At 64.9% G+C, this 25,458-nt stretch carries 16 protein-coding genes; 11 read left to right on the forward strand and 5 right to left on the reverse strand.

The genetic code is table 11. The annotated features are described in order from the left end of the window. Nucleotides 1–145 precede the first annotated feature (145 nt). The 3 genes from BM449_RS12370 to BM449_RS12380 all read right to left on the reverse strand — a co-directional run bounded on the left by BM449_RS12370 (nt 146) and on the right by BM449_RS12380 (nt 4,664). Complete coding sequence (locus tag BM449_RS12370; protein WP_071801474.1) at nt 146–1,921, reverse strand: DUF723 domain-containing protein; 1,776 nt, start codon at nt 1,919–1,921, stop codon at nt 146–148. A 135-nt stretch (nt 1,922–2,056) separates the two neighbouring features. Next, on the reverse strand, nt 2,057–3,646 hold the full coding sequence (locus BM449_RS12375) for a hypothetical protein (protein WP_145536745.1): 1,590 nt from the start codon (nt 3,644–3,646) through the stop codon (nt 2,057–2,059). Between the two features lie 637 nt (nt 3,647–4,283). Then, a complete protein-coding gene (locus BM449_RS12380) occupies nt 4,284–4,664 on the reverse strand; it encodes a hypothetical protein (RefSeq protein ID WP_071801476.1) in 381 nt (126 codons plus the stop codon). A gap of 305 nt (nt 4,665–4,969) precedes the next feature. Between BM449_RS12380 and hypB the strand changes: the two genes are divergently transcribed. The 7 genes from hypB to hypE all read left to right on the forward strand — a co-directional run bounded on the left by hypB (nt 4,970) and on the right by hypE (nt 15,144). Beyond that, the gene (hypB, locus tag BM449_RS12390) at nt 4,970–5,644 is read left to right on the forward strand and encodes a hydrogenase nickel incorporation protein HypB (protein WP_071801478.1); all 675 of its coding nucleotides are present in this window, start codon (nt 4,970–4,972) and stop codon (nt 5,642–5,644) included. Further along, entirely contained in the window at nt 5,641–8,049 is a 2,409-nt protein-coding gene (hypF, locus tag BM449_RS12395) for a carbamoyltransferase HypF (protein ID WP_071801479.1), read from the forward strand. The genes hypB and hypF overlap by 4 nt, the downstream gene beginning before the upstream one ends. Nucleotides 8,050–8,145: 96 nt before the next feature. Continuing rightward, on the forward strand, nt 8,146–8,370 hold the full coding sequence (locus BM449_RS12400) for a HypC/HybG/HupF family hydrogenase formation chaperone (protein ID WP_071801480.1): 225 nt from the start codon (nt 8,146–8,148) through the stop codon (nt 8,368–8,370). Next, the gene (nifJ, locus tag BM449_RS12405) at nt 8,367–11,939 is read left to right on the forward strand and encodes a pyruvate:ferredoxin (flavodoxin) oxidoreductase (RefSeq protein WP_071801481.1); all 3,573 of its coding nucleotides are present in this window, start codon (nt 8,367–8,369) and stop codon (nt 11,937–11,939) included. Before BM449_RS12400 ends, nifJ begins: the two co-directional genes overlap by 4 nt. Next, entirely contained in the window at nt 11,936–12,964 is a 1,029-nt protein-coding gene (locus BM449_RS12410; protein ID WP_071801482.1) for a dihydroorotate dehydrogenase-like protein, read from the forward strand. Before nifJ ends, BM449_RS12410 begins: the two co-directional genes overlap by 4 nt. Continuing rightward, the gene (hypD, locus tag BM449_RS12415) at nt 12,961–14,091 is read left to right on the forward strand and encodes a hydrogenase formation protein HypD (protein ID WP_233830733.1); all 1,131 of its coding nucleotides are present in this window, start codon (nt 12,961–12,963) and stop codon (nt 14,089–14,091) included. The genes BM449_RS12410 and hypD overlap by 4 nt, the downstream gene beginning before the upstream one ends. Nucleotides 14,092–14,124: 33 nt before the next feature. Beyond that, nucleotides 14,125–15,144 carry a hydrogenase expression/formation protein HypE gene (gene hypE / locus BM449_RS12420; RefSeq protein ID WP_233830736.1) on the forward strand — a complete coding sequence of 340 codons (1,020 nt, stop codon included), beginning with the start codon at nt 14,125–14,127 and terminating at the stop codon, nt 15,142–15,144. Between the two features lie 12 nt (nt 15,145–15,156). Here hypE and cysK read toward each other — a convergent pair whose 3' ends face one another. Both cysK and BM449_RS12430 read right to left on the reverse strand, forming a co-directional pair. After that, the gene (gene cysK / locus BM449_RS12425; protein WP_071801484.1) at nt 15,157–16,137 is read right to left on the reverse strand and encodes a cysteine synthase A; all 981 of its coding nucleotides are present in this window, start codon (nt 16,135–16,137) and stop codon (nt 15,157–15,159) included. A gap of 115 nt (nt 16,138–16,252) precedes the next feature. Further along, on the reverse strand, nt 16,253–17,389 hold the full coding sequence (locus tag BM449_RS12430) for a calcium/sodium antiporter (protein WP_233830739.1): 1,137 nt from the start codon (nt 17,387–17,389) through the stop codon (nt 16,253–16,255). A gap of 169 nt (nt 17,390–17,558) precedes the next feature. Between BM449_RS12430 and BM449_RS12435 the strand changes: the two genes are divergently transcribed. From BM449_RS12435 to BM449_RS12450, 4 genes are all read left to right on the forward strand, one after another. Beyond that, complete coding sequence (locus BM449_RS12435) at nt 17,559–19,208, forward strand: SulP family inorganic anion transporter (RefSeq protein WP_071801485.1); 1,650 nt, start codon at nt 17,559–17,561, stop codon at nt 19,206–19,208. A gap of 50 nt (nt 19,209–19,258) precedes the next feature. Continuing rightward, complete coding sequence (locus BM449_RS12440) at nt 19,259–21,982, forward strand: HAD-IC family P-type ATPase (RefSeq protein ID WP_083544551.1); 2,724 nt, start codon at nt 19,259–19,261, stop codon at nt 21,980–21,982. A gap of 9 nt (nt 21,983–21,991) precedes the next feature. Further along, on the forward strand, nt 21,992–23,275 hold the full coding sequence (locus tag BM449_RS12445; RefSeq protein ID WP_071801486.1) for an SLC13 family permease: 1,284 nt from the start codon (nt 21,992–21,994) through the stop codon (nt 23,273–23,275). A gap of 220 nt (nt 23,276–23,495) precedes the next feature. Further along, nucleotides 23,496–25,403, forward strand: coding sequence for an NAD(P)H-quinone oxidoreductase subunit F (locus tag BM449_RS12450; RefSeq protein ID WP_071801487.1), 1,908 nt, complete (start codon nt 23,496–23,498; stop codon nt 25,401–25,403). Nucleotides 25,404–25,458 lie beyond the last annotated feature (55 nt).

Here is a 25,458-nt window from a genome sequence, read left to right on the forward strand (position 1 = left end):
GGCCGCTTCGGACCCAGAGCCGGCAGCCGCGCGTTCGTTGCGATCGGCGAGGTGGTCCTAGTCTAAAGCCACCCCGGGTGAAATCGTCGAGCGGCAGGAGTCGGCCGAGAGTGGCTCCAGCAATCGCCGCTCCCCGCGGATGGCACTAAGCACGAAGTTTAGCGACAAATCTTTTGACGATTGCTTCAACGTCGTCAATCTCGTCAAACCTCACGATGAGCATCGGGATTCCCTTCTCTCGGCAGTAACGCTCCTTGATCTGATCGCGTTTGCTGACTGGGGCAGGATCGGACTCCCCCTTCCCAAAGTCAACCGGCCAAAAGTGTTGCTCGCCGTGGAATTCGATGACGCCACGGTCTCCCACGAAGAAGTCAAAGGGCAGCTCGTTAACGTTCCGGCAATCGGGGAATCGCTTCTGTTGCTCAAACCCAACGCCTAAGCGCTTCAGCACCTGCTCGACCCGGAACTCGCCGCGAGACTGGCGGCAGATCGGACATCCACTTCTTCCGAGATGATGGGAGGCTCGTTGGTGAAACGGACCGTGGTACGGGCAATGGATTTCGACATTGTCATTGGCACGGAGATACCTCGTGCGGCTGTAATCGTAAAGATCGCCGTGGACACCTCGTGCTTTCTCGATGAATTCCTCGGTCGTTAGCCTGCGGGAACCGCCGCAATCGGGGCACCCGGACCGCAGATGGTTCTTGGCCTTCTGGCGGAATCGACCATGAATAGGGCAGATGATTGTGATCTCTGAGTCGATAGAATCAAAAGCAACCTCGGAATAATCAAATTTGCCGTCGTGCTTCTCGGTGGCTTCCTCAATGAAGGTGGCCATATCAGTTTTCCCCCGTCCGTGGCATTTTGAGCAGCCCTCGTAACCTATCAGATGTGAGTGCGGTCGTTGCATGAAATCCCCGTGATCGCGGCAGGTGATGATGACCTTCTCATTGTTGGACACGTAGTCAACCTTCGCGTAGTAGTACTTGTCGCCCCAGACCTCGCGTGCCTCGGTGATGAAGTCTTCGGTGGTGCGAGGAGCGACGCCCGCACAGTCCGGGCAGCCGTGTCCGTGTAGGTGGGATTTGGCCTCTTGCTCAAAAGCGCCGTGGGTCGGACAGAAAATTTCGACCGGCAGCTTGTTGCCGCGGTACTTCACAAGGCTGTAATCGTATCGGTCGGCGTGAATAACACGAGCCTCTGCAACGAACTGCTCGGTCGTTTTTCGGCTTGCCCGCACCTTGCACTTCGGACACCCTTGCGGGTTGGTCTTGCTCAGATGATTGGAGGGTGACTTTTGGAAATCCCCGTGCTTACTGCAGGTGATCGTCACCGGGTTCTGATATCCCGTGTACTCAACCTTATCGTACGAGTACCGGTCGCCGTGGATGACGATCGCCTTGCGGATAAATTCCCCCTTGCTCATCCGACTACTCTCATTCCGTTCGAGCCGGGCGCACTCCGGACATCCCTGCTTGCGGCCACTAGTGTGCTTGCAGGGAGCGATGTGAAAGTCGCCGTGTTCTTGGCAGGTGACGGTGACAGCCGTCTTTGAGTTGACGTAATGGGTCTTGTCGTAGCCGTACCGGTCGCCGTGGATCGCCTTTGCCTCTTTCACGAAGTCAGCGGTCGTCTTCTTGCCGGTGCCGCCGCACTTTGGGCAACCGTACTTCGAGCGCAGGTGAAGGTGTGGAAGCTGGGTGAAATAGCCGTGATCGGGGCAGTAAATCTCGACAGGCTCTTTGGAGTGAATGAACCCGACCCGGTCGTACCCAAACTTGCCTCCGAATTTCGCGGTTGCTCGCTCTTTAAACTCTGCGATTGAAAGACGCTTGGACATCGTGGGTGGCTCGGCTTCGTAAATCCCCCTAAAGCTGGTAAAGCTGAGGGGCAATACGGTCTTGCGTGGGACGAAAATCAAGGAAGTCTGGGCATCCTTCATTAGCTATCGAAAGTAGTTTACACTTTTTCGGCCAAAAAAAATAAGGCAATAGGACTAGAAGGCCATCAACGATAGCCAAAAAGATCGTCGGGTTTGAAAAAGCTGCTTCTTGTTCTACGAAGCAAGAAGTAATTCTGGATCTTTCTCACCAAGAATGTCGAACAGGATGGAAATCCAGTCTTTCACTTGCGTTTTTCCGGTCAGCAGCTCCATGGGCGTTTTGTTCTTTCTTACGCCGTCACAATAACGCCGATGGTTGTGATAGTGCATAATCAGATTGAGCAGCTCTTGCGTGACGTGATTCTTGGTGGTGTTTAAATACGGCCGGATAATGGAATTGATACACTCGACCAGCGCCGAACTCTGGACAATGGTGTCGAGCTTGGCATAGACGGCTTCCTGAACATCTCCCAAGTTCTCCGGATGTAGGCCCTCGGCGATCTCCAGGCAAAATTGTTCTTGCTCTTGGGCCTTCTTTTTCCGCTCGGAATTCTTGACCTTCCTGAAAACCTTGCCCCATTGCCAAGCGATACAGTACGCCTTCAGGCTTTCATCGTCGATCGGCAGCGCTTTGCACGCGTTGACGACCTCCGCAGCAACATCCAAGTAATGGAACAAGTCCGGCAAGGCGCGCCTGATTTTTTGCACCGCTGCGGTGAGGCGGTTGTGGTTTAGTTCCTCCAAGAGCGCAAGGCCGGCCGTGAGGCCTGCTTCGGCCTGTTGTCGATCACGCAGGTTGCCGTTGACGTCGAACACATTGAGCTCGCCGAGAACGCAACGATAGAGGTAGCTGAAATCATCGTACAGCGTGACGGCCTTGTTGGCGGCGGCGACGGATTTCTCCCAAGCGAGCCTGCGCTGTTCGCGCACGTGAACGCTTTTTGCTGAAGTGAGTTTTCTTTCGCACGCATGCTCCACCCCGATCGCCTTGTAGGCGCCTGTTTCGAGGCTATGTGCCCAGTTCCCGAGCCGGTGGGCAACCGCATGGTAGGTATCGCTCTGGCGCACGACATCACTCAGGGCCTCGGCATGGCCCGCGCGGATTCCCTGACCGTCATCGGAAACCAAATAGACCGCTTCCAGCCCGTTGTCATGGAGGCACTCAAAATGTCGTTTCCAATCTTCTGCTTTCCGACTCTCGCTCAACTCGATGCGGAGAATCGCGCTACTAACGGGATCCACGGACACCAGGATCGGTATGGTTTTGGAAAAGATCTCATCGCTGGCAAACACCAGATAGCGGATGACGCCGTTTTCCGTGGAGAGCGTCGTCGGCAAGCAGCCGCCGATACGTGAGAGGAGTTGGCTGATGGAGCCAGTAGAAGACGATTCAAATGCGAATCGGCGCATGACCGTTGAGATGGCGCCGATACTGCTGCATGCCTCCATGCGCAGTGACAGCATCATCGCGATGGCTTGTTCGCGTGACGATGAAGAGGGACCACACCCCGCCGCCTCCCCGAAAAGAAACTGCCCGGCTTCTTTTAGCGTCGCGGCAAGTGAATAGACAAAAGGCCTGGATACGTCATGTTCATTTGCCAGCTTGGTTATCGTTCCCCAAATACCGTTCATCATGGCATGAAGCGCTTCTGCGCCTATCGCCAAGCGTACGCTGTTGGTAAGATCGGCGCGACGGGTGAAGCGTCTTCTTTGAAATTGGTCTTCGAGCGAGAGCTGACGATCTTCTGATTTTGGCAATACCATGACTACAAACCTCAATGCACAGTGAGCTGGGAGAAATTTCCCATCGCTTATACAAGAAGATGCGTCACTTGTCTAGGTCATGTCTTATTCGCCCATCGCCGATATCAGGTCTAATGAATGGTTGCCCATCCTACTCCAAGGTGTAAAGTGAGAGATGAAGGATGCCGAAGTCTGACCCAAGATACGTAATGCTAGTGGCTGACCATCTCTGAAGCACATAACGCTAATTGGGCGGATCCGCATAAAATCCCCCTCCTGATCCTATTAGAAGAATAAAGCCGGGGATGCCAGCTGGCAACATGGCAAGAACCCTGTCTTGTCCAGGGTTTTCTGAATACCTCCGCACGATCCAGGCATCTTATGCGGGTCCGCATAACACTGTTAGTATCGATACAAAATCGCGATCCCGAGCCTCTGGGCCATGGCCTGGCCTCAGTCAAAAAACCCGCAACTTGGTGCTTTAGCCATATAGAAACAGGGCCGGAAGCGTCCAGTTTTGCTGTTTTCCCGACTGAATCTACTGCTTTTATTGCTTGCAATGGCTCGATGTAGCGCGCAGAAAGTAGTATAAGACCTGATCATGCCTGATCGGCGAAGTAACTTCTGCTTTAGGTTTGTCGATCCTTTGAACTTGACATTAAGCAGCGTAAGCGAAGCGAACGTCCGTCTTCAAAGTCGTGTTCGGCACCCACCTCACAGGCCGCAGATCCTTCTCTGGATCAACTTCATACTCGATACCAAGCTCAGCGAGAGGTTTCAGATGGTGAGCATAAATATATCCTTCTGCGAAGAGTCCGTACTGCTGCCCGAAGTTGAGGCCGCAAACGGAACAGCTGTCCCCATATTTATCGATACAGAGACTTCGCGCCTTGGCGTTCCTTTCGTAAGAGTTCAACTGGATTCTAGTTGCAGATCCCTCCAAGAGCGGCGTGCTCGATTCGACCTCGCTCGCATCGCTGAAAGCATCGAGACGACCACGTTTGTACACGTCGGCCAGGATCTCAAAGACCTGCTCCACGACTTCATCGGGGCCTAAGCCCCATTTTTGCCCACACCGGTGTCCCAGGTGAGAATCTTGAGCGTATTATCGGTGTAGTTTTTGCCCCTATCGGTCGCAGCATGCCATCCGGCCTTGAAGCGACCACGGCGAAGGCTATCCGGGGGATTGCGTTCATCTTTGGCGTAGTCGAGTTGTCCCAAGAACTCCACAATCTCTCTCGCCTGTTTCATCTCAGCACCTCGTTTGCCGAACGACAAATCAAGTCGTTAGCCGCCACTCCCCCTACTCCTGTCCACACTGGAAGCACTGCTCCCACCGGGCCCATGTGCTCCCACTGCTCCTGCGGCCAGCCCACCCGCACCGTCCAGCTCCGCCACAACCTGCTGGCCACCAACGACGCAGCGGCGGAACGCAACCGCGAGCGCTTCGCTGCCGCCGGGCTGCTGGTGCTGAATGTGCTCTCAGCACCAGGGTCCGGGAAAACCGCGCTGCTGGAGCAGCTCGCCCGCCAGTGGCGTCCGGCCCCGGTGGGGGTGATCGTGGGTGATCTGGCCACCGACAACGACGCCATTCGTCTGCGGGCCGCCGGCGCCCGGGCCGTGCAGATCCAGACCGGTGATCTCTGTCATCTGGAGGCGGCGATGGTGGGGCGGGCCTTTGATCAACTCGAGCCCCAGGGCATGGAGCTGCTGCTGATCGAGAACGTCGGCAATCTGGTCTGCCCCACCGCCTTTGATCTGGGCGAGCAGCTGCGGCTGGTGCTGCTCTCGGTCACGGAAGGGGAAGATAAACCGCTCAAATACCCGGCCCTGTTCAAATCCGCCGATGTGGTGGTGATCAACAAGGTCGATATCGCCGAAGCGGTGGGCTTCGATCACGCCGCGGCCCACGCCAACCTGGCCGGTGTGGCACCGCAGGCGCCGATCTTCGAAGTCTCGGCCCGCAGTGGCGTCGGCCTTGACGCCCTGATGCACTGGCTCAGCCACCAGCGGCAATGACCCCCGCCGGGCAGCGGCGCCTGCGGCTTGAGGTCGAAGGGCTGGTGCAGGGGGTGGGCTTCCGTCCGTTCGTGCACCGCCTGGCCAGCTCCCTGGCGTTGGCGGGCTGGGTGGAGAACACCCCATCCGGTGTCTGCCTGGAGCTGGAGGGGGAGGAAGCGGCACTCGCATCCTTTCTGGAGCGCCTCGATCTGGAGCGGCCTCCCCACAGCCGCCTCGATCGCCTGGAGCAGCAGTGGTTGCCAGCCTTGGCTCTCGGCCAGATCAGTGGCTTCCAGATCCGGCCGCCCTCCGGCAGCGCGTCAAGTCCCACCGCTCTGGTGCCGCCCGATCTGGCCCCCTGCGCCACCTGCCTGGCGGAGCTGGTCGATCCCTTCAGCCGCCGCTGCGGCTATGCCTTCACCAGCTGCGCCCACTGCGGGCCCCGCTTCAGCATCCTGCGGGCCCTGCCGTTCGAGCGGCGCCACACGTCGCTGGCCTCCTTTTTCCTCTGCGCTGCCTGCGCGGGTGAATACACCGATCCCGCCAACCGCCGCTTTCACGCCCAGACCACGGGCTGCCCCGCTTGCGGCCCCCGCCTGAGCTGGTGGGCGGCCGCTGAGCCGCGGCTGAGCGATCCACCGCTGAGCACGGGCCTGCTCAGCCCCTGCCTGACGGCGGCGGTAGTCGCATTGCGGGCGGGGCAGATCGTGGCGTTGCTGGGGGTCGGCGGGTTCCAGTTGCTCTGCCTGGCCGGATTGGAGGCGTCGGTGGCTGAGCTGCGGCGGCGCAAGGGTCGACCCGAGAAGCCTTTTGCGCTGCTGGCGCCCGATCTGGCTTGGGTACGGCGCCACTGCGTGCTGAGCCCCGAGGAAGAAGCGCTGCTCACCTCCCCGGCGGCGCCGATCGTGTTGCTGCGGCGCCGGCCGCCGAGCGATGCCGCCATCGCCGCCAACGTGGCCCCGGCCAACCCCTGGCTGGGGGTGATGCTGCCCGCCAGCCCGTTGCACGCCCTGCTGCTGCGGGAACTGGGCGTGGCGCTGGTCGCCACCAGCGGCAACCGCTCCGGTGAACCGCTCTGCGCCGATCCCGAACGGGTGGAGGCGGAGCTGGGGACGATCGCCGATGGTTTTTTGGTCCACAACCGCCCGATCGCCAACCCCGTCGACGACAGCGTGGTGCAGCTGGCGGCGGGCCGGCCGCTGCGGCTGCGCCACGCCCGCGGCACAGCCCCCACCACGCTCGATCTCTCCGCCCTGCTGCCCCACCCGGATGCGCTTGCCGGTGTGGTCGCCATGGGCGCTCAGCTCAAGGGCAGCCTGGCGATCGGCCTCCCCGGCGGTCGCGCCTGGCTCGGCCCCCACCTGGGCGACCTCGACAGCCTCGCGTCTGAGCTGCGCTTGCGCGAGGTCCTCAGTAGCGCCCTTGAGCGCCTCGGCCTCACGCCCCGCCGCTTTGTGGTCGATGGCCACCCCGCCTACGTCTCGCGTCGGATCGGTGAGGAACTGGCGGCGGCAGCAGGCGTGCCACTACTGCCGGTGCAGCATCACCACGCCCATTTGCTGGCAGTGGCGGCCGAGCACGGTCTCGTCCCACCGCTGCTGGGGGTGGCCTGGGATGGCGCTGGCTACGGCGGCGACGGCAGCCTCTGGGGCGGTGAGTGCCTGCGCCTGGAGCCGGCCGCACCGGGCCAACCGGCCCGCTTCCAGCGCCTGGCGCAGCTGCGGCCGTTTCCGTTGCCCGGCGGCACACCGGCCTTGCGTGAACCACGCCGCGCCGCCCTGGGCCTGCTAGCAACCGCCTTCGGCGATAGCTCCCGCAGCACTCATTCCGCCTTCAGTGCTGAGGAGAAGCGGGTGCTGCTTGCCCTGTTGCGCCGCGGCGGCCCGCATGCGCCGCTCTGCTCCAGCATCGGCCGCCTCTTCGATGCGGTGGCCTCCCTGCTGGGCCTGATCCAGATCTGCAGCTTCGAAGGCCAGGCCGCCCTGCGTCTGGAGGCGGCCGCCTGGGAAGGGATGCGCGCCACAGCATTCGAACGAGCCGGCCCCTACACCCTGCCGATCGGCCCCGCCAGCGAAACCACCGGCTCCGGCCAATCCGAACTGCCCCTGCAGATCAACTGGCAGCCCCTGCTCATTGCCCTGCTCGCCGACCGCGACCGCGGCGTGCCGGTGCCCGCCATCGCCCTGGCCTTCCACCAGGCACTGGCCGGGTTGCTGGTAGCGCTGGCCGAAACCTTTTCAGACACTCCCGGCGAGCGGCGCCTGCTGCTGGCGGGGGGCTGCTTCCAGAACCGCCTGCTGCTGCAACTCGCCGCCACTGCCCTGCAGCAGGCCGGCATCGAAGCACTCTGGCCCCAACGGATCCCTTGCAATGACGGCGGACTGGCCCTCGGCCAGCTGCTGGCGGCTGCCCAGTTTCTGTAAGGCCTCGCAACACTGAGAGCGGAAACGAACCAGCGACCTATAACAAAAGAAGGGCGGTCCCACCCCCGGACGCTGCACCTCTGCCGGAGCTCCGCGATGTGTCTGGCCTTACCCGGTGAACTGATCGCCATTGAAGACGGCCACCCCCCTGGCGTCGCTGTCGATCCCTCCGATCCGGCTGATGCCGCGCTCTGGCGCTTTGGGCTGGTGGATTTCGGTGGCGTCCAGCGCCAGGTGAGCCTGGCCTGCGTGCCCGAGGCCCGCCTTGGCGATCAGCTGCTGGTGCACGTGGGCTTCGCCCTCAGCGTGGTGCAGCCATGAGCACCGCCAGCATCGACGGCAACGAAGCGGTGGCCCGCGTTGCTTACCGCCTCAACGAGGTGATGGCGATCTACCCGATCACCCCGGCAACGCCGATGGGCGAATGGGCCGACGCCTGGGCCGCAGCCGGCCGCCCCAACCTCTGGGGCAGCGTGCCGCAGGTGATCGAACTACAGAGCGAGGGCGGCGCCGCCGGGGTGCTGCATGGTGCCCTGCAGGCGGGGACGCTGGCCTCCACCTTCACCGCGTCGCAGGGGTTGCTGCTGATGCTGCCCAACCTCTACAAAATCGCCGGTGAACTCACCGCCACCGTGCTGCATGTGGCCTCAAGGGCCTTGGCGGGCCAGGCCCTCTCGATCTTCGGTGACCACGGCGATGTGATGGCCACCCGCGGCAGCGGTTGCGCCCTGCTCTGCTCGGGCTCGGTGCAGGAGGCGGGCGACTTCGCCGCGATCGCCACCGCCGCCAGCCTGCGCGCCCGGCTCCCGTTCCTGCACTTCTTCGACGGCTTCCGCACCTCCCACGAGATCCAGCGGGTGGAGCTGATCGATGACGCCGTGCTGCACGCCCTGGTGCCCCAGGAGCTGGTGGCCGCCCACCGCCGCCGCGGCCTCTCCCCCGACCACCCGGTGATCCGCGGCACCAGCCAGAACCCCGATGTGGCCTTCCAGGCCCGCGAGGCCGCCAACCCCTTCCACGCCGCCGCCCCCGCGATCGTTCAAGAGGTGATGGACGCCTTTGCTGCCCTCACCGGCCGCGCCTATCACCTGTTCGATTACGTCGGTGCCGCCGATGCCGAGCGGGTGCTGGTGCTGATGGGCTCCGGCGCTGAAACCGCCCAGGAAACGGTGGAAGCGCTCAACGCCGCCGGCGAGCGGGTGGGGCTGCTGAAGGTGCGCCTGTTCCGCCCGCTCGATACCACCGCCCTGATCGCCGCCCTGCCGCCATCGATTCGGGCGATTGCCGTGCTCGATCGCTGCAAGGAACCCGGCAGCGGCGCCGAACCCCTCCTGCTCGATGTGGGCCAGGCCCTGCTGCAGGCCTGGGCCGAAAAGCCCGGCCCCCTGCCGCGCCTGATCGGCGGCCGCTATGGCCTGGCCTCAAAAGACTTCACCCCAGCGATGGTCAAGGCGGTCTTCGACGCCCTGGCCCGCCCCGATCCACCCGGGCGCTTCACGGTCGGCATCACCGACGACGTCACGCGCCTCTCGCTGCCGGTGGACGCCAGCTTCTGCACCGAAGCCGCCGACTTTCGCGCCATCGTCTATGGCCTCGGCTCCGACGGCAGCGTCGGCGCCAACAAGAACGCGATCAAAATCATCGGTGATCACACCGATCTCTACGCCCAGGGCTACTTCGTCTACGACTCGAAGAAATCAGGTTCAGTCACCGTCTCGCACCTGCGCGTCAGCCGCACCCCGATCCACTCCTGCCACCTGGTGCAGCAGGCCCACCTGGTGGCCTGCCACCAATGGGATTTTCTTGGCCGCTTCGATCTGCTCGAAGCGGCCCTGCCCGGCGGCACATTGCTGCTCAACAGCCCCTTTCCCCCAGAAGAGGTGGCGATGCGGCTGCCGGCGTCGGTGCGGCAGGCGATCCGCGCCAAGCAGCTGACGGTGCAAAGCATCGACGCCACGGCAATCGCCCGTGAGCTGGGGCTGGGCGGGCGCATCAACACGGTGATGCAGACCTGCTTCTTTGCCCTGGCCGATGTGCTGCCGCAACAACAGGCGCTTGAGGCGATCCGAGAGGCAATTCGCCACAGCTATGGCCGCAAGGGGGGGCGCATCGTGGAGGCCAATCTCCAGGCCGTCGACGCCAGCCGGGCCCGGCTGCAGCAGGTGCCGATCGCAGACGACGAGCCGGCCAGCGCTGCTGCTGCTGCAGATCCAAGCCAGGCCCCAGCCCCCGATCCGCTGGCGGCGGCATCCGCTGCGCTGCGCCGGCTGATCGCCCCCCAGCTGGCCCGCCAGGGCGACCGTTTGCCCGTGAGCGCCCTGCCCGCCGACGGCAGCTTCGCCACCGGCACCGCCCGCTTCGAGAAGCGCAACATCGCCGAATCCGTGCCGGTCTGGGACACCGAGGTGTGCGTGCAGTGCGGCAAGTGCGTGATGGTCTGCCCCCACGCCGTGATCCGCGCCAAGGTGGTGGAGCCCGCCGCCCTGGCGGACGCCCCGGCCGGCTTCGCCCACGCCGCGGCCCGCGACCACCACTGGCAGGGGCAGAGCTTCACCCTGCAGGTGGCCGCCGAAGACTGCACCGGCTGCGGCCTCTGCGTGGAGGTCTGCCCGGCCCGCAACCGGGCCGAACCGCGCCGCAAGGCGATCAACATGGAACCGCAGCGCCCCCTGCGTGAGCAGGCCCGCGGCCACTGGGACTTCTTCCTCTCCCTGCCGAACCCCGAGCGCGGCGCCCTCAACCTGGCCCACGTCAATCAGCAGCAACTGCAGGAGCCGCTGTTCGAATTCTCCGGCGCCTGCGCCGGCTGCGGCGAAACCCCTTACATCAAGCTCGCCAGCCAGTTGTTCGGCGATCGCATGGTGGTGGCCAACGCCACGGGCTGCTCCTCGATCTACGGCGGCAGCCTGCCCACCACGCCCTGGAGCTCCAACCGTAACGGCCGCGGCCCCGCCTGGTCCAACTCCCTGTTCGAAGACAACGCCGAGTTCGGACTCGGTTTCCGCGTCGGCTTCGACCAGCGCCGCGTTATCTCCGCCCAGCTGCTGCGCGACACGCCCGGCCTTCCCGCCGGTCTGCGTCAGGGCCTGCTGGAGGCTGACCAGCACGATGAGCCGGGCATTTTCGAGCAACGGCAGCGGGTCGTGGAGCTGCGGCAGTGGCTGGAGGCCAACGCCCCCACCAGCGCCCTCAACGACCTGGCCGACGACTTGGTCAAACGCAGCGTCTGGATGATCGGCGGCGACGGCTGGGCCTATGACATCGGCTACGGCGGCCTCGACCACGTGCTGGCCGGCGGCCACGACGTCAACATCCTGGTGCTCGACACCGAGGTGTACTCCAACACCGGCGGCCAGATGTCGAAGGCGACGCCGCTGGGCGCCGTGGCCAAATTCGCCAGCGGCGGCAAGGCCACCGCCAAGAAGGATCTGGGCCTGATGGCGATGACCTACGGCCACGTCTACGTGGCCAGCGTGGCCATGGGTGCCTCCCAGGAGCAGACCCTGCGGGCCTTCCTGGAGGCGGAGTCGTATCCGGGGCCCTCGCTGATCCTGGCCTATTCCCACTGCATCGCCCATGGCATCGACATGGCCCAGGGGATGACGCAGCAGCAGCGGGCCGTGGACTCGGGGCGCTGGCTGCTCTACCGCCACGACCCACGCCGCAGCGAGCGGGGCGAGAATCCGCTCCAGCTCGACTGCCCTGAACCGAAACTGGCCATGGCCGAAGCGATGGCGGGCGAAAACCGCTTCCGCCTGCTGGGCTATAGCCATCCTGACCAGGCCCGTGCTCTGACACGACAGGCCCAGGCTGAAGCCCTCCAGCGCTGGCACCAGTACGCAGCCCGCGCCGCCGCCCCGGCGGATGCCAGCAAGGGAGCCCCCCCATGAACGGCCCCGACCTCGCTACCACCTATCTGGGCCTGCCCCTCTCCTCACCGCTGGTGGTCGGCGCCGCCGCGCCGCTCAGTGCTGACCCCGACTTGATCCCGCGCCTGGCTGAGCAGGGCGCTGCGGCCGTGGTGCTTCATTCACTCTTCCTCGAGCAGATCGAGCACGACTGGCAGGAATGGGAGCACCACCAGCAGCATGGCAGCGAGAGTTTTGCTGAATCGCTGAGCTTTGTGCCGCCCAATGCCCCCACGCACCTCGGCATCGCGGGCTACCTGCAGGAGATTGAAAGCGCCCGCCGCCGGGTGGACATCCCCATCATCGCCAGCCTCAACGGAAACGCAGGCGGCCACTGGGCCGGCACGGTGCGGGCGATCGAGCAGGCCGGTGCGCAGGCGATCGAGCTCAACCTCTACGCCGTGCCTACCGATGCCGAGCGCAGCGGCGGCGAACTGGAGGAAGAGCAGCTGGCGATCGTGTCCACGGTCTGCACGGCCACCCGTCTGCCGGTGGCCGTAAAGCTCAGCCCCAGCTACACGAACCTGGCTCATTTCGCCCGTCGCCTCCACCAGGCCGGTGCTCGCGGACTGGTGCTGTTCAACCGCTTCTTCCAGCCTGACATCGACATCGAAGCCCTTGAGCATGTCTCGAATGTGCTGCTCAGCTCTGCTGCCGATCTGCGCCCGCCGCTGCGTTGGATCGCCCTGTTAGAAGGCCAGGTGCCGCTGGATTTCGCCGCCAGCGGCGGCGTCGCCCACGGCACCGACGTGGTGAGGCTGCTGATGGTGGGCGCCAGCGTCACCATGGTGGTGTCGGACTTGCTGCGCCATGGCCCCGGTCAGCTGCGGCAGCTGGAAACCGAGCTCACTGGCTGGCTCGAACAGCACAACTACGCCTCCGTGCAGGACTTGCGGGGCTGCATGAGCCAGCGGCGCTGCCCCGACCCGGCCGCTTTCGAGCGGGCCCAGTACGTGCGGGCGATCAGTACCAGTCCAGCCGGCAGCGCTCTAGGCACCCATCTGTGAGCGCCCTGCTGGAGCCCTTCCGCCGGCCGGAGCGGGTGCGGCGCCTCACCGCCGAACTGCGCCAGGCCACCACGCGTCCCTGGACCCTGATGGAGGTCTGCGGCGGCCAGACCCACGCGATCCTGCGCCATGGTCTCGACCGTCTGCTGCCCGATGGTCTGGAGCTGATTCACGGACCCGGCTGCCCGGTCTGCGTCACTCCGGCGGCGGCGATTGATCGGGCCCTGGAGCTGTCCACCAGCCCCGGGGTGATCCTCTGCTCCTACGGCGACATGCTGCGGGTGCCGGGATCGGCGGGCCGCAGCCTGCTGGAACAGCGTGCCGAAGGCGCCAATGTCCGGGTCGTCGCTTCACCCCTCGATGTGCTTGCCATCGCCCGAGATCATCCAGGCTGCCGTGTGGTGTTCTTCGCGGTGGGCTTCGAGACCACAGCGCCGGCCACCGCCTTGCTGGCCCATCAGGCCTGGCGGTCGGGGCTTACCAACTTGGCTCTGCTTGTGGTGCATGTGCGGATCCCCCCGGCGATGGAGGCGTTGCTGGCAGCTCCGGAAGGCCGTGTGCAGGGCTTCCTGGCCGCTGGCCACGTCTGTGCGGTGATGGGTAGCGAGGAGCTGGAGCCGATCTGCCAACGCTTCCGCGTGCCGGTGGTGGTCACGGGTTTCGAGCCGGTGGACCTGCTGGAGGGAGTGTTGTGCTGCGTGCGGCAGCTGGAGCGGGGCGAGAGCAGGGTGGAGAACGCCTATACCCGCGCCAGCCCGCCGCAGGGAAACGCTGCGGCCCGGGCCCTGATCGCGCGGGTGTTCGAGCCGGTGGATCAGGAATGGCGTGGCCTTGGCGTGTTCCCTGCCAGCGGTCTGCGCCTGCGGCCGCCCTACGACGCCCTTGATGCCGATTTCATGCAAGCGTCTTCTCCTGGAATCCCAGCAGCCTCTCTTGGCAGCCCCTCTATCTGCATCAGCGGCCGGGTTCTGCAGGGCCTGGACCGCCCCACAGACTGCCCCTCCTTCGGGGTGGCCTGCACGCCGGAGCGGCCGCTGGGGGCACCGATGGTGTCTGCGGAAGGGGCCTGCGCCGCCTACTGGCACTATCGCCAACGGGACGGCAGCGCTGCAGCCGGGGTGCCCTGAGCGATGGAGATCATGCACGGAGTCGGCTGCCCCATGCCCTCAGATCCCGCCGAACGGGTTCAGCTGGGCCATGGTGGCGGCGGCGGCCTCAGCCAGCGGCTGATTGAGGAGCTGTTTGTGCCGGCCTTCGGTCCCGCCGATGGGGTCCTTCACGATGCTGCCACGCTTGCTGCTGGGCCTGGGGCACTGGCCTTCACCACCGACTCTTATGTGGTGCGGCCCTTGGTTTTCCCTGGCGGCGACATTGGCCGGCTGGCGGTGATCGGCACCGTCAACGACCTGGCGATGGTGGGCGCATGCCCCTTGGCCCTCAGCCTGGCTCTGATCCTGGAGGAAGGCCTGGCGATGGCCATGCTTCGGCACATAGTGGCTGCCATCCGCACAGTGGCTGCGGAGTGCGGCGTTCCGGTGGTGACCGGCGACACCAAGGTGGTGGAGCGGGGCAAGGGGGATGGCATTTTCATCACCACCAGCGCCGTGGGCCGCCTGGGGCCGGGTCCCGCCATCGGCCCACCTGCGGTTCAGCTCGGTGACGCGATCCTGGTGAGTGGCGATCTGGGACGCCACGGGGTGGCGATCCTGGCGGCACGCCAGGAGCTGGGCTTCCGTACGGATCTGCAAAGTGATTTGGCCTCGCTCCTGCCGGCGGTGCAGGCGCTGCTGGCGGAAGGGCTGGCCGTGCATGCCCTGCGGGACCTCACCCGCGGTGGGCTCGCCAGCGCGCTCACTGAAATCGCCCGCGGCGTCGGGCTGGAGCTACGGATCCAGGAGGCGGCCGTGCCGATTGCGCCCGCTGTGGCCAGTGCCTGCGCCCTATTGGGCCTTGACCCGCTGGCCATGGCCAACGAAGGCCGCCTCGTCCTGTTCCTACCCACCGCCCAGGCGGAGCAAGCCCGTGCCGTGCTTCAGACCTTCCAGCCCGAAGCCGCGATCATCGGCACGGTGGCCGCTGCCGGTAGCGCTATGGGCGGCATCGTGCTGCTGGAGAACGCCTACGGGGTGCTTCGGCGGTTAACGCTGGGCCAGGGCGAGCAACTGCCGCGCATCTGCTGACCACTGCGGCAGTCACACCAGCGCCAGGCCAGCCGAATCGAAGACCCCTTCAAACAGCACAGAGCTGAGATAGCGCTCGCCGGAATCGGGCAGCACCACAACGATCGTTTGGCCTGCGTAGGCCGCTTCGGCGGCCAGGCGAAGGGCCGCCACCGTGGCCGCTCCGCAGGAGATCCCCGCCAGGATGCCTTCCTCACGCATCAGCCGCCGGGCCATCTCCACGGCCTCTTCGTTGCTGACGGCTTCCACCCGATCCACCAGGCTGAGGTCGAGGTTATCGGGTACGAAACCGGCGCCGATCCCCTGGATTTTGTGGGGCCCAGGCACCAATGGCTGCCCCTGCATGGCTTGGCTGATCACCGGGCTGTTCTCCGGTTCGACCGCCACCGACACCAGGGGCTGGCCCAGGGTGGTCTTGATGTAGCGGCTGACGCCGGTGATCGTGCCGCCGGTGCCCACGCCCGCCACCAGCACATCCACGGTGCCTTCGGTGTCGTCCCAGATTTCCGGGCCGGTGGTGTCGTGGTGGATCTGGGGGTTGGCGGGGTTGGAGAACTGCTGCAGCAACACGTAGCGCTCGGGATCGGAGGCGGCGATCTCACGGGCGCGGCCCACGGCTCCTGTCATGCCGAGCCGGCCTTCGGTGAGCTCCAGTTGGGCGCCATAGGCGGCCAGCAGCTTGCGCCGCTCCAGGCTCATCGTCTCCGGCATGGTGAGGGTGAGCGGCAGACCCCGCGAAGCCGCCACGAAGGCCAGGGCAATGCCGGTGTTGCCGCTGGTGGGCTCGATCAACTCCTTGCCAGGACCGAGCAGGCCATCTTTCTCCGCCTGCCAGATCATCGCCGCGCCGATCCGGCATTTCACCGAGAAAGCCGGGTTGCGCCCCTCAATTTTGGCCAGCACCGTGGCCTTGCTCTCGCCCACCACCCGGTTGAGCTTGACCAGCGGGGTGCGGCCGATGCTGAGGCTGCTGTCGGCGAAGATCGTGGTCATCGGTGGATCCCTGGCATCAACGAGGCAAAACTATTTTCAGACTTCGACCCTAGGCAAGGGGAGCAAAAGTCTTGTGGTTTTGGCTTTGGCTTTGGCTTTGGCTGTCTGGCAGAGATCAGGCCCTGAGCCGCTTCTCGGAGCGCCAGTAGCCGGCCGACTGGACCACCAGGAGCAAAACAACTGCCGGGACCACCACCAGCAGGGTGAACCATTGCAGCGGAGCACTCAGCTCGGGCTGCACATAAGGCACAACTTGCTCCAGCAGGAAAAGGCCGTACAGGCCGAGCAAGATCCCCCCCTCGCGGCGGGTGATCACTCCGCCTGTCCAGAAGATCGGCAGGCAGGCCAGGGTGGTGGCCACCATGATCGGCAGATCCCGCTGAATCATGGTCGGGTCGACCGTGAGGCCCCGGCTTCCCGAGAGAAAGGCGCAGCTGCCCAGGATCAGCATCTGGTTCATCAGGTTGCTGCCCACCACGTTGCCGATCGCCAGATCGCCCTTGCCCCGCAGGGCCGCCACGATTGAAGTGACCAGTTCCGGCATCGAGGTGCCGGCCGAAACGATCGTCAGTCCGATCACGGTCTGGCTCACCCCCAGGCCAAGGGCGATCGCCGTGGCCCCCTTCACCAGAATCTGCGACCCCCAGATCAGCACGGCCAGGCCGGCCACCAACTTGATCAGGGCCGGCTTCAGGCTGATGTCTGACTCGCCTAGATCCAGGTCGTTATCTCCCTCGGAACCGCCTTCTTTGGACAGACCGCCTTGAGAATCGGCGGCCTCGGAGATTTTGGCTTCCCTTGATGTGCGAATTTCCCAGATGGTGTTGATCACCAGGGCCACCAGCAAGGCCACACCCGCCTGCCAGGTGACCCGCCCGGCCGAGGCCATGCCCCACACCGCCATCGATACCGCCAGCAGGATCGGCACGTCACGGCGGACGAGCCGGCTCTGCACCCGCAACGGCAGGATCACGGCGCTGCAGCCCAGCACCACCATCATGTTGAAGATGTTGCTGCCGACCACATTGCTCACGGCCAGATCATCGGAACCCTGAAGCGTGGACAGCAGGCTCACGAACAGTTCCGGTGTGCTGGTGCCCAGAGCGACGACGGTGAGCCCGATCACCAGCTGAGGGATACCAAATAGCAGGGCCAGCGCCACCGAACCCTGAACGAACAGCTCGCCGCCTCCGAACAGCAGCAGGATTCCAACGACGATCTCCACGACGCTGAGCACGGCAGGGCTGAGCACGGCAGGACGGCGAGAGGCAGGTGGGAGTCTGACGGGTCATGGGACTGGTGTCCTGCCTCCTTCGTTTCCGCTGGCGGCTCTGCAGCGTGTTGCCACAGATCCAGGGCAAAGCAAGGGATGGCATCGGTGCAGTTTCTAAGGTTGCTCCGCGCCGCACTCCAGCCACCCGTTGATGATCACCAATCGCATCAACTTCCATCATCTCAAGGGTGATCTGTTCGGGGGTGTCACCGCTGCGGTGATTGCCCTGCCGATGGCGTTGGCCTTTGGTGTCGCGTCCGGGGCTGGGGCCGCTTCCGGTCTGTGGGGGGCGGTGCTGGTGGGATTCTTTGCCGCCCTGTTCGGAGGCACTCCCACCTTGATCTCCGAACCCACCGGTCCCATGACCGTGGTGATGACGACGGTGATCGCTGGCCTCACTGCCGCGAATCCGGAGAACGGCATGGCCATGGCCTTCACGGTGGTGATGCTGGCCGGCGCCTTCCAGATTCTCTTCGGACTGCTGAAGCTGGGTCGTTACATCACGATGATGCCCTACACCGTGATCTCGGGCTTCATGTCCGGGATCGGCATCATCCTGATCATTCTTCAGATCGGTCCGTTCCTGGGCCAGGCCATTCCCCCCCGCGGTGTGATGGGGACCCTGCGGGCGATCCCTGAGTTGCTGGGCCAGACGCAGCCGATCGAAACCTTTCTGGCGCTGCTCACGGTGGCGATCATCTGGTTCACGCCCTCCCGGTTCAAGCAACTGGTGCCCCCCCAGTTGTTGGCTCTGGTGGCGGGAACGGTGATCTCTTTGCTGATCTTCGGTGGTGAGGACATCCGCCGCATCGGCTGGATTCCCTCCGGTCTCCCGCCTCTCCAGCTCCCCACCTTCATGCCCGGCGAAATCCAGCGCATGCTTTTCTATGGCGCGGTGCTGGGGATGCTGGGCTCCATTGATGCCCTGCTCACCTCGATGGTGGCCGACAGCCTCACCCGCACCGAGCACAATTCCAACAAAGAGTTACTGGGGCAGGGCCTGGGCAATGTGGTCTCCGGCCTGTTCGGTGGCATCGCCGGAGCCGGTGCCACGATGGGCACGGTCGTGAACATTCAGGCCGGCGGTCGCACGGCCCTCTCCGGCCTGACCCGGGCCGTCGTGTTGATGGTGGTGATCCTGGGAGCCTCGGGGCTGGCCTCCTCGATTCCGATGGCCGTGCTCGCCGGCATCGCCCTCAAGGTGGGGATCGACATCATCGACTGGGGCTTCCTCAAGCGGGCCCATCACCTCTCGATGAAGGGGGCCCTGATCATGTACGGGGTGATTCTGCTCACGGTCCTGGTGGATCTGATGGTGGCGGTGGGGGTTGGGGTGTTCGTGGCCAACTTCCTGACGATCGAGCGGATGAACACCCTGGAATCGCAGGGGGTAAAGGCGATCAGCACCGGCGATGGCGATACCGATCTATCGGTGGCAGAAAAGCGGCTGCTGGATCAGGCGAAGGGCAAGGTGCTGCTGTTCCAGCTCAATGGAGCCATGATTTTTGGGGTGGCCAAGGCGATCTCCAGAGAACACAACGCCATCACCAGCTGCGATTCCGTCATCTTTGACCTCACGTCTGTGACCCACCTGGGTGTCACGGCGGCCCTGGCCCTCGAGAACGCGGTGGAAGAAGCGGTCGAGAAGGGCCGCGCCGTCTATGTGGTGGGTGCCACGGGCACCACCTTCCAGAGGCTCGAAAAACTTCGGATGTTCGAGATCTTGCCCCCTGAGCGGGTGACCCTCTCCCGCCTCGTTGCCCTCAATCAGGCCGTGGCCAAGGCCGGCGTGGCGTAATCGCTGCCGGACCGCGCTAAAGCATGGGGCGTCCGCGATCCTCTGTCGCCATGGCCGAATTGGTGCAGCCCGACCCAGACGCGGCTGATCTGGCTGCACTCGTCGCCGGCGGCCATGCCTGGGAGGTGGAGTCTGTGCTCGCTGCCCTCGGCAGCGACGGGCTCCTGGGTTTGAGCGAGCCGCAGTCTGCTCTGCGACTGAGGCGTTTCGGCCCCAATGAGCTGAGCGGGCGACGGGAGCCACCGCTGTGGTGGCGTTTTCTGGGGCAGTTCAATGACCCGCTCCTCTATGCCCTGCTGATCACCGGCGCCATCAAGGCCCTGATCCATTCGCTCACTGAAGCGCTGGTGATCTGGAGTGTGACCCTGATCAACGCGCTGATCGGTTTCGTGCAGGAAAGCAAAGCCGAGACCGCCATCGCTGCCCTGGCCCGCTCGGTGCGCACCGACAGCGCGGTGATCCGCGAGGGCCAGCAGCGCCTGATTCCCTCCCAGGACCTGGTTGTGGGTGATCTGGTCCGCCTGGAGGCAGGCGCCAGGATCCCGGCTGATCTGAGGTTGGTGGCTGCCCGAAACCTGCAGGTCGACGAGTCAGCTCTCACCGGCGAATCCATCCCCGTGGAGAAGGGCGTTGCCCCTGTGGCTCAGGCAGTAGCCGTGGCTGAGCGGAGCGACATGGCCTATGCGGGCAGTTTCGTCACGGCGGGCGTTGGCTGCGGGGTTGTCGTGGCCAGTGGAAACGACACCGAAGTGGGTCAGATCTCCGGCCTGCTGCGCAAGCCCTCCGTGCTGACGACCCCGCTCACGCGCACGATCCGGCGATTCAGCCGAACGTTGCTGCAATTTATCCTGGTGCTGGCCGGCATCACCTTTGCTGTTGGTTTGATCCGGGGCCGGGGGGCGGCGGAGATGTTTGACGGAGCCGTGGCCCTGGCTGTGGGGGCCATCCCCGAGGAGCTGCCGGCGATCGTGACCATCACCCTGGCGATCGGCGTGGGCCGCATGGCCCGGCGCAACGCGATCATCCGCAAGCTTCCCGCCGTGGAGGCCCTGGGCAGCACCACCGTGATCTGCTCCGACAAGACCGGCACCCTCACCCAGAACCGGATGACGGTGCGCGAGATCTATGCCGGAGGCAGCCTGGTGGCCCTGGAGGATCTCTGGCCCTCCCGTTCGGGCGGTCCCGACCCCTTGCTCGACAACAGGGCCCTGCAGGAAACCCTGCTCACGGGCCTGCTTTGCAACGACGCCCGCCTCGACCCGGAGGGCGATCTGGTGGGCGATCCCACCGAAGCCGCCCTGCTGGTGGCGGCCGAGTTGGCCGGCATCGACCGCGACCATGCCCTCGGCCACCACCCCCGCCAAGACGCGATTCCGTTCGCCTCCGAGCACCAGTACATGGCCACCCTGCACGGCAGCCGGCGCATCCTTGTCAAAGGGTCGCTGGAGGCGGTGTTGCCACGCTGCCGGCGCCAGCTGGATCGCTCCGGCGTGGCGATCCCACTCGATGGTGCCGCCGTGGAGGTGGCCGTCACCGCCATGGCGGGGCGGGGCCTGAGGGTCCTGGCCTTCGCCATGGGCACCGCCACGGCCGATGAGACCAGCCTGGATCATCACCACGTCGCCGGAGGGCTCGACTTCCTCGGGCTGCAGGGCATGCTCGATCCGCCCCGTCCTGAGGCGCAGCGGGCCGTGGCGGCCTGTCATCAGGCGGGGATCACCGTGAAGATGATCACCGGCGACCACCTGGACACGGCCCTGGCGATCGCCCGCCAGATCGGCCTTTCCGGCCAGGGTGATGCGGTTGTGGGGGTGGAGGGCAAAGATCTGGCGGCCATGACCCCGGAGGCCCTGGCCGCCTGCGCCGATCGCACCGATGTGTTTGCCCGGGTGGCCCCCACCCAGAAACTGGAACTGGTGCGAGCCCTGCAGGCCCATGGCGCCGTGGTGGCCATGACCGGCGACGGCGTCAATGACGCCCCGGCCCTGCGCCAGGCCGACATCGGCATCGCCATGGGTCGCGGTGGCACCGAGGTGGCCCGGCAGGCCGCTGACATGTTGCTCACCGATGACGATTTCGCCTCGATCGAAGCAGCCGTGGAGGAGGGTCGCGGTGTGTACCTGAATCTGCGCAAGACCCTGGCCTTTGTGCTGCCCGTCAACGGCGGTGCCTCGATCACGATCCTGCTGGCGGCCGTGCTCGGGCTTGAGCTGCCGGTCACGGCCCTGCAGGTGCTCTGGCTCAACATGGTCAGCTCGCTGACCATGTCCGTACCACTGGCCTTTGAGCCCAAGCCAACAGGGCTGATGGTTCAGCCTCCCCGTCCGCCCAGCCAGCCGCTGCTGACCCCCAGGCTGATCCGGCGGGTGCTGCTGGTGTCCTTGTTCAACTGGGGGCTTGTCTTCAGCGTCTTCTTCGGGGGCAAGGCCATCGGCGCCGATCTGGACCTGGCGCGCACCATGGCCGTTCAAGCCCTGGTGCTCTCCCAGGTGGTCTACCTGGTCAGCATCAGCCAGGTGGGGCGTGGGCTCTGCCGTTTGGGCGCTGGCGGTTGGCAGGCGATCCGTCAGGCCCCGGCCCTGCTGCTGGGGGTAAGCGTTGGTTTGCTGCTCCAGTATCTGTTTAGCCAGGCGCCCTGGATGAACAACTTCTTCGGCACGGCCCCGCTGGGCCTGCGAGAATGGTTGATCTCTGCCCTGCCCATGCTGGCCATGCTGCCGGTGTCGTTGCTGGCGCAGCGGCTTGATCCCACCAGCGCTGCCTCCCGTTCCTGAGGGTCCTGTGTGACAAGCCAAGCCCTGCTGGCCAGCGTCGCCTTCGCCGTTGTGCTGCTGGTCACCGCTTTTGGCCTGACCCATCTCACCGAGGCGGCCCTGCTCGGTGCCGCCGTGGTTGTGGTCACGGGGGTGGTGACCATGGGCCAGGCGGTGGACAGCGTTGGAGCGGCCCAGGGCACCTTGACGCTGCTGTTCGGAATGATGGTGGTGGTGCGGGCTCTGGAGAGCACGGGTGTCTTCGCCGTGCTGGCCCATCGCCTGCTGGTGCTGGCGCGCGGGGAAGGACGTCGCCTGCTGCTCGCCTTGGTTGGCCTCGCCACCTTGATCGGAGCCTGGTTACCCAACGCCACCACGGTGCTGCTGCTCGGTCCCCTGCTGCCGCCGCTCGCCAGGGAGCTGGCGCTCGACCCCAGGCCTTTGCTGATCCTGCTGGTGCTCACGGCCAACAGCAGCGGATTGCTGACTGTGATCGGTGATCCGGCTACGTTCATCGTCGCCAACGGCATCGAGGTTGGCTTCGGCCGTTACCTGGTGGAGATTGCGGGAGGGGGGCTGCTGGTTCTGGCAGCAATCCTGCCGACTCTTCCTTGGTTGTATCGCGACATCTGGCGGGCCCGCTTTTCCCCCCACACAGCACCTCCGCCGCAGTTGCACCATCGCCCCACCCTGGTGCTGCTGCTGATGCTGCTGGCCGCGATGCTGGGCCTGTTCATCGGCGGCGACCTGCTGCCGGTGCCCCTCACCCCCGATGTGGTGGCGCTGTTGGGGGCGTCGGTCAGCCTCACGATCGTGCGCGTCGGCCGGCTGCTGCCGGTGGAGCGCCTGTTGGCAGACCTTGACTGGTCGACGCTGATCTACTTCATGGCGGTGTTCGTGTTGATCGGATCCCTGGAGCGCACCGGTGTGTTGGCCACCGTGGCCCTGGGTCTGGCCGATCTGGTGGGCAAGGATCTGTTCCTCTCCAGCCTGTTGCTTCTCGTTGCCACGGCCCTGCTCTCGGCGGTGGTCCCCAACATCCCCCTGCTGGCGGCCCTGACGCCCCTGCTGCTGGAAACATGCGAGCAGCAGGGGTTCGCCGCACCGCCAATCCCTCTGTTTGCAGCCCTGATGCTGGGAGGGACCCTCGGCGGCAATGCCACCTTGATCGGAGCCTCGGCCAACCTGGTGGCCGCCGGCATCGCCCGCCATGAAGGGGTGGCGATCAGTTTTCGCGGCTGGCTGCGCACCAGCCTGCCCACGGTTGCGCTGCAGCTGGCAGCGGCGGTCCTCTGGTTGCGGTTGAAAGCCTGAGGTGGCAAGCCCCCGACGATCACAGTTCGTTAACTGAGTCATAGGCAACGCAACTTCACGCAGCCCCCAGCTTCAGCATTACGGCACTTAACGTTTGCCAACCATTGCAGCTTCGGTGATTTCCCCCAGGTCCACCTGGATCTCCCTGCAGATCATGCCCGCCTGAGCCTCGGCGATTGTTTCCCCGAATCTCACGACTCTCCCCCCGTTCTTCACCCCGATGATCGTCGTTGCCGCTCAAACGGCTTCCCTGTCCGCCAGCTTCGTGCAAACGGCCTGGTGGATTCCGCTTTACCCGATCCTGGGGGCCACGTTCTCGTTGTTCTGGGCGCCAGGACTGATCTGGCGCTCGGGTCCAAGGCCCTCCGGGTATTTCAACCTGGCGTTCAACCTGGTGGCCTTCCTGCACAGCCTGCTGGCCTGGATTGCCTTCGACGGCACCCCCCTGACCACCAGCTGGACCTGGCTCTCCACCGCCGGGCTGACGATTGGTTTCGACGGCACGATCAACAGCCCCGCGCTGATCGCCATGACGATCATCTGTGGCGTGCATGTGTTGGCCCAGATCTATTCCATCGGCTATCTGGAGATGGACTGGGGCTGGCCCCGATTCTTCGGCTGTTTGAGTGTGTTTGAGGCTGGTCTGTGTGCCTTGGTGCTCACCGATTCGCTCTTCTTCGCCTATGTGGTGCTGGAACTTCTCACCCTCGGCACCTATCTGATCGTGGGCACTTGGTTCAACCAGTCGCTGGTGGTGAAAGGGGCACGCGATGCCTTCCTAACCAAGCGGGTGGGCGACCTGATCATGCTGGCTGGATTGATCGCCCTGCTGCCATTGGCTGGCAGCTGGAACATCAATACCCTCAACGCCTGGGCTGCCACTGCCACGCCCACACCGGCACTCACCTTGATCTTGCTGGCGATCATTGCCGGCCCGATGGGCAAGTGCGCCCAGATCCCCCTTCACCTCTGGCTCGATGAGGCGATGGAAGGGCCGATTCCCTCCTCTGTTCTGCGTAATTCCGTGGTGGTGGTGGGGGGTGCCTGGCTGCTGCTGCGGATCGAACCGCTGCTGGCGGTGAGCCCGATCGTGATGGGGGTGCTGGTGATCGTGGGAGGCACCACCGCTCTGGTGGGCGCCCTGATCGCGCTGGCCCAGATCGACATCAAGCGGGCCATCTCCTTTCTGGTGAGCAGCTGGCTCGGCCTTCTCTTCCTCGCCGTCGGCAGCGGAGCTTCCGACTCCGCCTGGCGCATGCTGCTGATCTATCCGCTGCCGATGGCCTTGATCCTGCTGGCTGTGGGCACCGTGACTGTCAGCAACGTCACCCAAGACCTCACCCAGCTGGGCGGCCTCTGGAGCAGGCGGCCGCTGATGGGCCTGGCCTTCCTCACCGGTGCCGCCGGTCTGGTGGCCCTGCCGCCGTTGGGTGGCTTTGGTGCCCTGGCCACCCTGGTGGGATCACTTGGTGGCAGTCAGGCACCGGGTTTGCTGATCGGCATTGTGCTGATCACCAATGGTTTGATCAGCGCCGCCCTGGTGCGGATCTTCGGCCTGATCTGGGGCGGGCGGCCGTCTGTATTCACCCAGCGCTCGCCGGAAGTTCTCTGGTTGATGGTGTTGCCCACCTTTGTGTGTGCGGGCCTGGTGCTGCACCTGCCAATCCTGATGGCCAAAGCAGGAGTGGCCAGCGGTTGGAATCCGATGGCCTTTCCCCTGTGCGCCTCCACCCTGGCGGGTATCGGTGTGGCCGGGCTTCTCTACCTCGTGCCCTCCACCGCGGCTTCCGCCCATACCCGCGCCGAAACGATCGGCCAGCCCGTGCTGCCCGCTTCCCTCTCAGGCCTCCAGGAATGGCTGGCCTCGGATCTGCACACCGAAACCTTCTACCGGCGCACGGTGGTGGGCCTGGTGGTGTTGCTGGCGGCCGCCAGCAACTGGTTCGAGCGCTGGGTTGTGGATGGCTTCAGCACCCGCAGCGGCCTGCTCTCGCTGGCAGGCGCACGTCGCCTCAGCTTCAGCACCTCCGGCCGGGTTCAGACCTACGCGCTCACGGTTTTGTTCGGCGTGGTGTTGATGGGCCTCTGGCTCCTCACCCGTCAGACCGTCAGCCTGCCCACCTTCTGAAGGGGACATCACCATGTTGACTCTGCTGCTCCTGCTCCCCCTGGCCGCCCTGTTG

The organism is Synechococcus sp. SynAce01 (assembly GCF_001885215.1).
GTDB classification, from domain to species: Bacteria; Cyanobacteriota; Cyanobacteriia; order PCC-6307; family Cyanobiaceae; genus Regnicoccus; species Regnicoccus frigidus.

Excerpts from the sequence above, each read along its gene's own strand:
- BM449_RS12375 (WP_145536745.1), bottom strand. The coding sequence starts at position 3,646 with ATGGTATTGCCAAAATCAGAAGATCGTCAGCTCTCGCTCGAAGACCAA.
- hypB (WP_071801478.1), top strand. The coding sequence starts at position 4,970 with ATGTGCTCCCACTGCTCCTGCGGCCAGCCCACCCGCACCGTCCAGCTC.
- hypF (WP_071801479.1), top strand. The coding sequence starts at position 5,641 with ATGACCCCCGCCGGGCAGCGGCGCCTGCGGCTTGAGGTCGAAGGGCTG.
- BM449_RS12400 (WP_071801480.1), top strand. The coding sequence starts at position 8,146 with ATGTGTCTGGCCTTACCCGGTGAACTGATCGCCATTGAAGACGGCCAC.
- nifJ (WP_071801481.1), top strand. The coding sequence starts at position 8,367 with ATGAGCACCGCCAGCATCGACGGCAACGAAGCGGTGGCCCGCGTTGCT.
- BM449_RS12410 (WP_071801482.1), top strand. The coding sequence starts at position 11,936 with ATGAACGGCCCCGACCTCGCTACCACCTATCTGGGCCTGCCCCTCTCC.
- hypE (WP_233830736.1), top strand. The coding sequence starts at position 14,125 with ATGCCCTCAGATCCCGCCGAACGGGTTCAGCTGGGCCATGGTGGCGGC.
- cysK (WP_071801484.1), bottom strand. The coding sequence starts at position 16,137 with ATGACCACGATCTTCGCCGACAGCAGCCTCAGCATCGGCCGCACCCCG.
- BM449_RS12440 (WP_083544551.1), top strand. The coding sequence starts at position 19,259 with ATGGCCGAATTGGTGCAGCCCGACCCAGACGCGGCTGATCTGGCTGCA.
- BM449_RS12450 (WP_071801487.1), top strand. The coding sequence starts at position 23,496 with ATGATCGTCGTTGCCGCTCAAACGGCTTCCCTGTCCGCCAGCTTCGTG.